The 11434-nt window shown below is 40.1% G+C and carries 10 protein-coding genes, 2 tRNA genes and 1 rRNA gene; 10 read left to right on the top strand and 3 right to left on the bottom strand.

Annotation, left to right across the window (positions count from 1 at the left end; translation table 11 throughout):
* Position 1: 1 nt before the first annotated feature.
* The 3 genes from rrf (at position 2) to DK857_RS08980 (ending at position 327) form a co-directional block, all read left to right on the top strand.
* Positions 2–117, top strand: a 5S ribosomal RNA gene (gene rrf, locus DK857_RS08990).
* Between the two features lie 50 nt (positions 118–167).
* Positions 168–244: transfer RNA gene (locus DK857_RS08985), tRNA-Asp, on the top strand.
* A gap of 7 nt (positions 245–251) precedes the next feature.
* A tRNA-Trp gene (locus DK857_RS08980) sits at positions 252–327 on the top strand.
* Positions 328–575: 248 nt separating this feature from the next.
* Here DK857_RS08980 and hdfR read toward each other — a convergent pair.
* Positions 576–1397 carry an HTH-type transcriptional regulator HdfR gene (hdfR, locus tag DK857_RS08975; RefSeq protein ID WP_109402003.1) on the bottom strand — a complete coding sequence of 274 codons (822 nt, stop codon included), beginning with the start codon at positions 1395–1397 and terminating at the stop codon, positions 576–578.
* Between the two features lie 115 nt (positions 1398–1512).
* On the opposite strand from hdfR, the gene DK857_RS08970 reads away from it, so the two are divergent.
* A complete protein-coding gene (locus DK857_RS08970) occupies positions 1513–1851 on the top strand; it encodes a DUF413 domain-containing protein (protein WP_072070866.1) in 339 nt (112 codons plus the stop codon).
* 46 nt (positions 1852–1897) lie between these two features.
* On the opposite strand, the gene DK857_RS08965 is transcribed toward DK857_RS08970, so the two are convergent.
* Complete coding sequence (locus DK857_RS08965) at positions 1898–3430, bottom strand: YifB family Mg chelatase-like AAA ATPase (protein WP_109395474.1); 1533 nt, start codon at positions 3428–3430, stop codon at positions 1898–1900.
* Between the two features lie 451 nt (positions 3431–3881).
* On the opposite strand from DK857_RS08965, the gene ilvL reads away from it, so the two are divergent.
* The 6 genes from ilvL to ilvA all read left to right on the top strand — a co-directional run bounded on the left by ilvL (position 3882) and on the right by ilvA (position 10472).
* Entirely contained in the window at positions 3882–3983 is a 102-nt protein-coding gene (ilvL, locus tag DK857_RS08960; protein ID WP_071788577.1) for an ilv operon leader peptide, read from the top strand.
* Positions 3984–4113: 130 nt separating this feature from the next.
* Positions 4114–5763 carry an acetolactate synthase 2 catalytic subunit gene (gene ilvG / locus DK857_RS08955; RefSeq protein ID WP_109395473.1) on the top strand — a complete coding sequence of 550 codons (1650 nt, stop codon included), beginning with the start codon at positions 4114–4116 and terminating at the stop codon, positions 5761–5763.
* Entirely contained in the window at positions 5760–6035 is a 276-nt protein-coding gene (gene ilvM / locus DK857_RS08950; RefSeq protein ID WP_023583660.1) for an acetolactate synthase 2 small subunit, read from the top strand. The genes ilvG and ilvM overlap by 4 nt, the downstream gene beginning before the upstream one ends.
* Before the next feature lie 10 nt (positions 6036–6045).
* The gene (gene ilvE / locus DK857_RS08945) at positions 6046–6972 is read left to right on the top strand and encodes a branched-chain-amino-acid transaminase (RefSeq protein WP_023583659.1); all 927 of its coding nucleotides are present in this window, start codon (positions 6046–6048) and stop codon (positions 6970–6972) included.
* A gap of 72 nt (positions 6973–7044) precedes the next feature.
* Entirely contained in the window at positions 7045–8895 is a 1851-nt protein-coding gene (gene ilvD / locus DK857_RS08940; protein WP_109395472.1) for a dihydroxy-acid dehydratase, read from the top strand.
* Between the two features lie 2 nt (positions 8896–8897).
* Entirely contained in the window at positions 8898–10472 is a 1575-nt protein-coding gene (ilvA, locus tag DK857_RS08935) for a threonine ammonia-lyase, biosynthetic (RefSeq protein ID WP_109395471.1), read from the top strand.
* Here ilvA and ilvY read toward each other — a convergent pair.
* On the bottom strand, positions 10458–11345 hold the full coding sequence (ilvY, locus tag DK857_RS08930; RefSeq protein ID WP_109395470.1) for an HTH-type transcriptional activator IlvY: 888 nt from the start codon (positions 11343–11345) through the stop codon (positions 10458–10460). The genes ilvA and ilvY overlap by 15 nt on opposite strands.
* Between the last annotated feature and the right edge of the window lie 89 nt (positions 11346–11434).

Below are 11434 nucleotides of genomic sequence, written 5' to 3'. Positions count from 1 at the left end.
GCTTGGCGGCCATAGCGCAGCGGACCCACCTGAATCCATGCCGAACTCAGAAGTGAAACGTTGTAGCGCCGATGGTAGTGTGGGGTCTCCCCATGTGAGAGTAGGGAACTGCCAGGCATCAATTAAAGCGTTAGTGTTTAATAACATTAATCGCGCAAAGAATACGCGGAGCGGTAGTTCAGTTGGTTAGAATACCTGCCTGTCACGCAGGGGGTCGCGGGTTCGAGTCCCGTCCGTTCCGCCAACTATTTAGGGGCGTAGTTCAATTGGTAGAGCACCGGTCTCCAAAACCGGGTGTTGGGAGTTCGAGCCTCTCCGCCCCTGCCAGTTACCAATTAAGTAATAACAAAATTTATACTTCTTTGTAGCCCAGTTAATTAACTGGGCTTTTTGTTATTTGTATATTCTCAATATTTACTACTTTAAACACTCATCAACTAACCTACCAATACACTCCTTTTACCAATATTTATCGGTAATATTCTCTGTTATATATTATGAATTCTAGAGATAAAGCTTAAATCCAAAAGTTATTCGTTAATATCATGGATAACTATATAGAGTAGATTTAAGCTTTATTGATTATTTATCGGCTGTTTTAATAGTTGTTGTATCAATACTTGCTGATCACTAGTATTTAGCCAAACCGCAAATAAAGGTTTTTGAATAATTTCTGTTGAGGCAGGAGCAAGGTCTGAATAGAGATCGAGCCAATGTGTAGGTAGAAACGCAATTGCTTGCGTTGTTTTCATTAATTGATAAGCAATCATTGCGGAGTTAGTGGTCAAAATAGGATCAATTTTTTGCGCCACTCCATTAGGAAGAAAAGGCTGAAAATCAGCACTCCATTCAATTTTGATAAATTGTACTATTTCTTCTGTTTTATTAGATGCTATTTTCATCAACTGGAAAGTAATGTCACCAATAATTTTACTTTCTAATTCATCCATCTTTGGTGATTCTGTCGTAAAAAGAAGATCGAGTTCTCTTGCATGAAGTTGTTTTACAAGAGATTGCCTTGTAGAGACTCTAGATTCGATTCTGAGCTCTTTTCTTTCTAGATAAGATTCCTGTAACCAAGATGTTAGATATGCTTCCCAGAGTGATGCTGTGGCGCCAATTGATAGCTCTGAATGTTGTGAAGCATGGCTAATCTCTTTTTTAGCGAGAAGCCATGTATTCATTAACGATTCAGCATAAGGGATCAGCCTTTCACCCGCGACAGTTAGACGAATATTATTACGATGGCGTGTAAACAGATTCGTGCCTAATTGTGTTTCCAATTGTCGTATTCTAAAACTAACCGCAGACTGCGTTAAATAAAGAGATTCAGCGGCTCGTCCAAAGTGTCTAGTCTTACTGACTTCCAAAAAGGTTTTCAGTAATTCGGTATCCACATCTATCTCCAAAAAAATTTGTCGTTACGATTTAAATATTTTGTTTTACAGAACCGCATGACTATCTAATACTCCGCGCCATAAGTATGACGATAGAGAATTAGGAGTGTGTCAGATGGCAGAAAGTTTTATCACGACTAATCGTTTTTTTGACAATAAACATTATCCGCGTGGTTTTTCTCGTCATGGCGATTTCACTATCAAGGAATCCCAGATATTGGAACGTCATGGTCAAGCCTTTAATGAGCTTGATTTAGGCAAACGAGAGCCTACAACTGAAACGGAAAAATTATTTGTTGCCATGTGTCGTGGCGAACGAGAAGCAGCAACGGTCGAAGAAAAAATTTGGAAGAAATATACTAGTCGTATAAGTCGTCCAAAACGTTTTCATACATTATCGGGTGGAAAGCCGCAGCTCGATCCATCTGATGACTATACCGACTCTGATGATTAATATCATTAGTTTTAGTTAAAAGGAGCGTATTTTCGCTCCTTTTTATTTATCCATCTAGTTGCTTTTGTAAATAGATCATTAATCTATCCATTGCACGAAAGCTTAATGCTTCAATTAAATGATTTCTTTGTATTTTCTCTTCATTTTCAAGGTCTGCGATAGTTCTCGATACTCTTAAAATCTTATGCCAAGCTCGTATTGATAATCCTAATTTATTTAGCGTGTCTTCAAGAAAAGTTGCATCATGAGTACTCAACGAGCAATAGCATTCAATCTCTTTTCCGGTTAAATAAGTATTCACTTTCCCACATCGTGTAAATTGCTTTTCTCTTGCCTTTAGAACACGTTCTCTAATTGCAGTACTACTTTCCGTGGTAAGTGTAGGATGAATAAGCGAGCCTTGAGGAAGTAGTGGCATTTCGACAGATAAATCAAACCTATCTAAAAATGGCCCAGAAACCTTGTTTAAATAGCGCAGGATCTGCTTTATTGGTACTCGATTGTGACTACCTTGATAGTGTCCTGTTGGGCTTGGATTTAATGCACCGACTAATAATACGTTAGCTGGGTAGCTTATTTTGGCTTTTGCTCGTGAAATAGTTATTTCTCTAGCATCTAGAGGTTCTCGTAATGCATCGAGTACACGGCGTTCGAATTCAGGCAGTTCATCTAAAAATAAAATACCATGATGTGCTAATGTAATTTCTCCTGGTTTAGGAAGAGAACCTCCTCCTGTTAAAGCAACCGCAGAGGAAGTATGATGTGGGGCTCTAAATGGTCTTGTAGGCCACTTTTTTTCATCAAATGTCACTCCTCTTAAACTACTAATGATTAATACATCAAGTGCTTCTGTAGCTGTTAAAGGTGGGAGGAGCGTACTTATCCTTTGCGCTAACATTGTTTTGCCTGTTCCTGGTGGGCCAAGAAATAAAATATTGTGATTTCCTGCTGCTGTGATTTCTGCTGCTCTTTTTGCATTATTTTGGCCAATTATATCACTCATATCTTTATTATCTTGATTTTCAATTTCATTATTAATAATAAAGTTTTCTGTTTCAATTAATGGCGTATTATTTTCTAGGTGGTGGCAAATCTCTAAAAGATGAGAGGCTAATAAAGCTGATTTATTGGGTAATAATGAAACTTCAGTTTGATGCTCTACTGATACAATGCATATTCGACGATCTTTTGAAGCACTAAGAATTGATGGAATAACTGCATTAACTCGTTGTAATTTACCAGAAAGTGCAAGCTCTCCAATAAACTCATAACATTCTAATTTATTTGATGTTAATTGTTCAGATGCAATGAGTATTGCCAGTGCAATAGGTAAGTCATAACGTGCACCTTCTTTGGGTAAATCGGCTGGTGATAGATTAATTGTTATTCTTTTTGCAGGATAAGTATATCCGCTATTAATTAGTGCACTTCTTACTCTGTCTTTTGCTTCTTTTACGACAGTCTCAGGTAATCCAACTAATGTTAATCCGGGTAATCCCTGACTAATATGAGCCTCTATAGTAATAAGCGGAGCTGATATTCCTAAAGAGGCTCGTGTATATATTATTGCTAATGCCATTTTTTATTCTCCATTATTTTTTTCTTTTTAAATTATTTTTTCTTTTGTGTTAAATGGAGAGTTAAATAAATGAGAAACATCTCGAAAATAACATAACATATTGAAATATAGTAATTAATTTAATAAATAAATAATTTAATAAATTAATATAAATATAATAAAAAATATGTTCTCTTTTTGGCTTTAAATAATGATGTGTAATAGTAGAAAAAACAAAATAACGGGTTCTTTCTTAGTATTAATAACTGAAAAACAAATATTTTATAGATAAATATTCCAATACCGATCTGGAATAGGAAAATATATATAAAATTCATTTAGTTACGATTATTTTTAAAATAATCGTTGTCAATTCTAAAATATCATGATAACTCTAAAAGGACAGAGTGAAAGAAGACACAACACAACATAACAAACATACATTTTAAATAAGAAAAGAAGTTATAAAATTATGAATACTATCGTCCTAGTGATTAGCCTAATTATTGTCAGCGTGGTGGTGATTATTAACCCACCGTGCGGGGCTGCACTAGGACGAAGAAAGGCTAACTAAACTAGCCGGATCTCTTAAAAACCCCCGCACCGAAAGGCGCGGGGGTTTTTTTTGAGCCTCAGTTTGAAAAAGAGATTAAATAGAAAATAAATTTAAATTAAACAAGAAGTTAAGGTGGCAGGGTGAAATAATGAATGGAGCACAGTGGTTAGTACAGGCATTACGAAAACATCAAGTCGAAACAGTCTTTGGTTATCCTGGCGGTGCGATCATGCCTGTTTACGATGCCCTTTATGATGGCGGTGTTGAACATGTTTTGTGTCGCCATGAACAAGGTGCCGCGATTGCTGCTATTGGTTTTGCTCGCTCTACAGGTACAACGGGTGTTTGTATCGCGACATCAGGCCCAGGCGCTACTAATGTTATCACTGGACTTGCTGATGCATTGTTAGATTCTGTGCCTGTTGTTGCTATAACAGGACAAGTTGCTTCCAATTTAATTGGTACAGATGCATTCCAAGAAATTGACGTTTTAGGACTTTCGTTAGCGTGTACAAAACATAGTTTTTTAGTTTCGACCGTTGATGAATTACCAAGAGTGTTATCAGAGGCATTTTCTATCGCGTCTCAAGGTCGCCCTGGGCCTGTTTTAATTGATATTCCTAAAGATGTTCAATTGGCTGATGCTTCCCATTTATCAAGTTATGAATTGCCAGAAGAGCAAGAGTTTCCTTACCCAACACAAGAGCTGGCTCAAGCTAAGCAGATGTTAGCGAAGGCACAAAAACCTATTTTGTATGTAGGTGGTGGTGTTGCCATGAGTAATGCGGTGGAAACGTTAAGAGAATTTGTGAAGCAAACAGAAATGCCCGTTGTTTCCACTTTAAAAGGATTAGGCTGCGCTGATGCATTAGATACCAATTATTTAGGTATGTTAGGTATGCATGGTACTAAAGCGGCAAATTATGCTGTTCAGCGTAGTGATCTATTAATTGCTGTTGGTGCACGTTTTGATGATCGCGTAACGGGTCGATTAAATACTTTTGCACCTAATGCCAAGGTTATCCATATCGATATCGACCATGCAGAATTAAATAAATTGAAACAGGCGCATGTTGCGTTATTGGGTGATGCAAAAGTGTTGTTACCGGCTTTGTCTCAGCCATTATCCATCGCTACTTGGCAACAAGAGGTTCAAGAATTAAAGGCAGAACACGCGTGGCGTTATGACCATCCAGGCTCTGCAATTTATGCACCGTTATTATTAAAACAATTATCAGATGCGAAACCTGAAAATACGGTTGTGACAACAGATGTCGGCCAACATCAAATGTGGTCAGCACAACATATGACATTTGATGCACCTGAAAATTTTATTACCTCAAGTGGTTTGGGCACGATGGGATTTGGTATCCCTGCAGCAGTGGGCGCTCAAATTGCTAGACCTGATGCGTGTGTTATCTGTGTATCAGGCGACGGTTCTTTTATGATGAATGTGCAGGAATTGGGGACAATTAAACGTAAGCAATTACCTGTCAAATTGGTGTTATTAGATAATCAACGTCTTGGTATGGTGCGTCAATGGCAAGAGCTATTTTTTGAACAACGTTATAGCGAAACTATTTTAACAGACAATCCAGACTTTGTTGCCTTAGCTAAAGCTTTTGATATTCCTGGGCAACGTATCACAGAAAAAGCACAAGTTGCTGATGCAATAAAATGTTTATTAGAGAGCGATGGCCCTTACTTATTACAGGTATCTATCGATGACGCAGAAAATGTCTGGCCTTTAGTTCCGCCGGGCGCAAGTAATGATGAGATGATGGAGAAATCAAAATGAACCAACACAATATCACAATTGAAGCCCGTTTTTGTCCAGAGATCTTAGAACGTATCCTGAGAGTTATCCGTCATCGTGGTTTTCATATATGCTCAATGAATATGAATATCACAGAGAGCAATAATATTAATTTAAGCCTGACGGTGAGTAGTCAGCGGCCATTAGAACTTCTGTGCAGCCAGTTAACAAAGTTAGCTGATGTTGCAGGTATTCAAGTATCACATCAACAGAAAGAAAAATTACGATTCATGAATGCACTAAGTGCCATGTAAGGATAAAAGAATGACAAAGCAAGCTGATTATATTTGGTTTAACGGTGAAATGGTTCCATGGGCTGAGGCAAAGGTTCATGTGATGTCTCACGCATTGCATTATGGTACTTCCGTATTTGAAGGTGTGCGTTGTTACAATTCTCATAAAGGTCCAGTGGTATTTCGCCATCGTGAGCATATGCAACGTTTACATGACTCAGCCAAAATTTATCGCATGCCTGTTGAGCAAAGTGTTGATGAGTTAATGGAAGCATGTCGTGAAACCTTACGTAAAAACAAATTAGTCAGTGCTTATATTCGTCCATTAGTTTTTATTGGTGATGTCGGCATGGGAGTTAACCCACCAGCAGGCTATAAAACAGATGTGATCATTGCTGCATTCCCATGGGGAGCATATCTCGGTGAAGAAGCTTTAGATAAAGGTATTGATGCAATGGTTTCTTCTTGGCACCGTGCTGCACCAAATACTATTCCAACCGCAGCTAAAGCTGGTGGTAATTATTTATCTTCATTATTAGTGGGAAGTGAAGCTCGCCGTCATGGTTACCAAGAAGGGATTGCATTAGATGTTCATGGCTATTTATCCGAAGGTGCTGGTGAAAACCTATTTGAAGTAAAAGATGGCGTTATTTTTACACCTCCATTTACTTCATCAGCACTGCCAGGGATCACGCGTGATGCCATTATCAAATTAGCAAAAGATCTAGGTTATGAAGTGCGTGAACAAGTGCTTTCTCGTGAATCACTTTATCTTGCAGACGAAGTCTTTATGTCAGGTACAGCCGCAGAGATTACACCAGTACGTAGTGTTGATGGAATTCAAGTAGGTATCGGACGTTGTGGCCCTGTGACCAAAGCAATTCAAAAAGCATTCTTTGGTCTGTTTACGGGTGAAACAGAAGACAAATACGGCTGGTTAGATCCAATCAATTCATAAACATAATCAAATAAATTTGTTTAGCGGGTAGATCGTTCCCTACTCGCTTTCTTTATCGCAGGAGTGTGAAAAATGCCTAAATACCGTTCAGCGACAACGACACACGGTCGTAATATGGCTGGAGCCCGTGCCTTATGGCGTGCAACGGGAATGACTGATGCTGATTTTGGTAAACCCATTATCGCAGTTGTGAACTCATTTACGCAATTTGTACCGGGTCATGTGCATCTGCGGGATTTAGGAAAACTCGTTGCTGAGCAAATTGAAGCCGCTGGTGGTGTCGCTAAAGAATTTAATACCATTGCGGTTGATGATGGTATCGCAATGGGGCATGGTGGCATGCTTTACTCTTTGCCATCCCGTGAACTTATTGCAGACTCCGTTGAATATATGGTTAATGCGCACTGTGCTGATGCGATGGTGTGTATCTCAAACTGCGACAAGATCACCCCAGGAATGTTAATGGCGTCCTTACGTTTAAATATTCCGGTTATTTTTGTTTCTGGTGGCCCTATGGAAGCGGGTAAAACGAAGCTTTCAGACCAACTGATCAAATTAGATCTGGTTGATGCCATGATCCAAGGGGCAAATCCAAATGTCAGCGATGCGGATAGTGAGCAAATCGAACGATCGGCCTGCCCAACATGCGGATCTTGTTCAGGCATGTTTACCGCAAACTCAATGAACTGTTTAACAGAAGCTCTGGGATTATCTCAACCGGGAAATGGCTCATTACTCGCAACACATGCAGATCGTGAAATGCTATTTATCAACGCAGGTAAGCGCATTGTTGAATTAACCAAGCGCTATTATGAAAAAGATGATGAGTCCGCATTACCGCGCAATATCGCTAAAAAAGAAGCCTTTGAAAATGCGATGATCTTAGACATTGCAATGGGAGGCTCAACAAATACGGTTCTGCATTTATTGGCCGCCGCGCAAGAAGGTGAGGTTGACTTCACGATGGAAGATATCGACAGACTTTCTCGCCAAGTCCCTCATTTATGTAAAGTGGCACCAAGTACACAAAAATATCATATGGAAGATGTTCATCGCGCAGGTGGGGTCATGGGTATTTTAGGTGAATTAGACAGAGCCGGATTACTTAACCGTAATGTAGATAATATATTAGGGTTAACTTTGCCAGAAACGTTAGCGCAATATGACGTGATGTTAACGCAAGATGAGCAAGTAAAATCGATGTTCCAAGCGGGCCCTGCTGGTATTCGTACCACGAAGGCATTCTCTCAAGATTGTCGTTGGCCAACCTTAGATACCGATCGTGAAAACGGGTGTATCCGCAGTAAAGAGCATGCTTATAGCCAAGATGGTGGATTAGCGGTTTTATCTGGTAACTTAGCAGTAGATGGCTGTATTGTTAAAACAGCAGGCGTTGATGAAGATAACTTAATTTTTAGTGGTCCTGCAAAAGTATATGAAAGTCAAGATGATGCTGTTGAAGCTATCTTAGGTGGAAAAGTAGTGGCTGGCGATGTGGTAATTATTCGCTACGAAGGCCCTAAAGGTGGGCCGGGTATGCAAGAGATGCTGTATCCGACCTCTTATTTAAAATCAATGGGATTAGGTAAAGCTTGCGCACTTATCACTGACGGACGTTTCTCTGGTGGAACATCAGGTTTATCTATCGGACATGTTTCCCCTGAAGCTGCAAATGGTGGTGTAATTGGTTTAGTGGAAGAGGGCGATATCGTCTCTATCAATATTCCAACTCGTGAAATCTCATTAAAGGTAGATGATAAAACATTATCTGCTCGCCGCGATGCACAAAATGCTCGTGGTGATAAAGCGTGGACACCACAAAATAGACAGCGCCAAGTTTCGTTTGCCTTACGAGCTTATGCTTCTTTAGCCACTAGTGCTGATAAAGGCGCGGTGCGTGATAAATCTAAATTAGGGGGCTAAAAATGGCTGCCTTTAGACCTTTAAATTCAGCGCCAAGTAGCGCTGAATATTTAAAAGCGGCGCTGAGCGCACCGGTTTATGAAGCCGCAATAGTCACTCCGCTCCAAGAAATGATAAAAATCTCTGAGCGTTTAGAAAATACAATTTTAGTTAAACGTGAAGACCGACAGCCTGTTCATAGCTTTAAATTACGTGGTGCTTATACCATGATTGCAGGGCTGACTCCTGAACAAAAAGTGAAAGGTGTAGTGACGGCTTCTGCGGGTAACCACGCTCAAGGTGTTGCGCTGTCAGCGAATCGAATGGGTGTAAAAGCATTAATCGTGATGCCAGTAGCAACGGCGGATATTAAAGTTGATGCTGTTCGCCAATTTGGTGGAGAGGCATTGCTTTATGGAGCCAACTTTGATGAAGCAAAAGCGAAAGCTATCGCGCTGTCTGAAGAGATGGGATACACCTTTGTTCCACCTTTTGATCATCCTGCTGTCATTGCAGGACAGGCAACACTGGCAATGGAACTCTTACAACAAGATGTTCATCTTGATCGTATTTTCGTACCAGTTGGTGGGGGTGGTTTAATTGCTGGGGTGGCGGTATTAATTAAACAGCTTATGCCAGAAATTAAAGTTATTGGTGTTGAAGCTGAAGATGCCGCATGTTTAAAAGCCGCATTAGAGGCAGGACACCCTGTCGAATTAGCTCGAGTAGGCTTATTTGCAGAAGGTGTTGCCGTTAAGCGTATTGGTGATGAAACTTTTCGTCTATGCCAAAAATATGTTGATGATGTAATAACTGTTGATAGCGATGAAATTTGTGCCGCAGTAAAAGATTTATTTGAAGATGTACGTGCAATTGCAGAGCCTTCAGGCGCATTGGCATTGGCTGGGCTTAAAAAATACGTCAAAGAGCACCAGATCAAAGGTGAGCGTCTAGCGCATGTGCTTTCTGGTGCAAATGTGAATTTTCATGGACTACGTTATGTCTCTGAACGCTGTGAATTAGGTGAAAAACGCGAAGCATTACTTGCTGTGACAATCCCTGAACAAAAAGGCAGTTTTTTACGTTTCTGTCAGATCTTAGGTCAACGTGTTGTCACTGAATTTAATTATCGTTATAGCGATGCTGATCCTGAAAATGCACGTATTTTTGTTGGTGTACGTTTAAGCCAAGGACTTGCAGAGCGTAAGGAAATTTTGCGTGAACTTACGACTGCTGGTTATCAAGTGGCTGATTTGTCTGATGATGAAATGGCAAAACTTCATGTGCGTTATATGGTCGGGGGTCGTCCTAATAAACCGCTTAAAGAGCGTTTATTTAGTTTTGAGTTTCCTGAATCACCGGGCGCTTTAATGAAGTTTTTAAAAACATTAGGGACTTATTGGAATATCACGTTATTCCACTATCGTAGTCATGGTACTGATTATGGGCGTGTGCTGGTGGCATTTGAACTGCCCGAAACAGAAGGGCGTTTCGAGCGACATTTAGATGCATTAGGTTATGAATATCATGATGAGACAGGAAATCCTTCTTTTCAGCTATTTCTGTCACCACAAACGACAAGTTTAGTCGTGGAGTAATCGCCAAAAAGCACTGATCACAGGCTCTTGAAGGCGTTTGTGTAATCCGCAAACGCCTAATTCGAAAGGTTCTACCATTGAAATATTATCCAATGAAGAGATGCGATTACGAACGGGTTCAGGGCAGTTATCAACGACAACTTGTGGGATAAGTGCAATACCACAACCTAACGCAACCATTGAGACAATTGCTTCATGCCCTGAAACAGTCGCATAAATTAAAGGATTATGGATACGGTGGCGTTTAAACCATAACGCAATTCGTTGTCGTGACGGGCCATGCTCAGGAATGATAAATGGAATATTGAGCCAATCGGGTTTTTCTTGTGTTGCAAGATGGCGAACATTGCAAGGTAATGCCGGTGCAATCAAAACTAATGGAATTTCACCTATTTTTTCAAAGCAGATATTTTCAGGAAGCTTTTCAGGTTTTCCTGCAATACCTAAATCAGCTTCATCAGATTGCACTTTATCGACCGCATCCGCCGCATCTCCTGTGGTGAGCTTTATTTCAACTAATGGATTTTCTGCACGAAAACGGTCAAGAATAGGTGGCAAATGGCTGTAAGCCGCTGTTACAGAACAAAACAGTCGTAGCTCACCAGAAAGGCTGGGGCTATTTTGATTTAGCGTGTGCTTAAGTTGCTTATATTGCAATAAGGTTTGTTGAGCATAGCGTTTTAGCTGTTCGCCCGCATCGGTGAGAGTCACCTGTCGGTTATCACGTAAAAACAGAGGGTGGCCTAAGCTTTCTTCAAGACGTTGAATTTGACGAGAGAGCGTAGAAGGGCTGACGTGCATCGCTTGTGCTGTCTTGCTGAAGTGACAACTTTCAGCTAAATGCAGGAAGAGTTTGAGATCACGAATATCCATTGCCAGCCACCTTAGGTGATAAAAAAGAACGTTGCATTTTTTGCAACACTGTCTTGTAAATATATCAATTTAAGCAATGGCTTTCATCC

The organism is Proteus terrae, from assembly GCF_003144325.1.
GTDB classification, from domain to species: Bacteria; Pseudomonadota; Gammaproteobacteria; order Enterobacterales; family Enterobacteriaceae; genus Proteus; species Proteus terrae.
The sequence above is the reverse complement of the archived record's forward strand: the minus strand, read 5'-3'. Positions and strand labels throughout refer to the sequence as shown.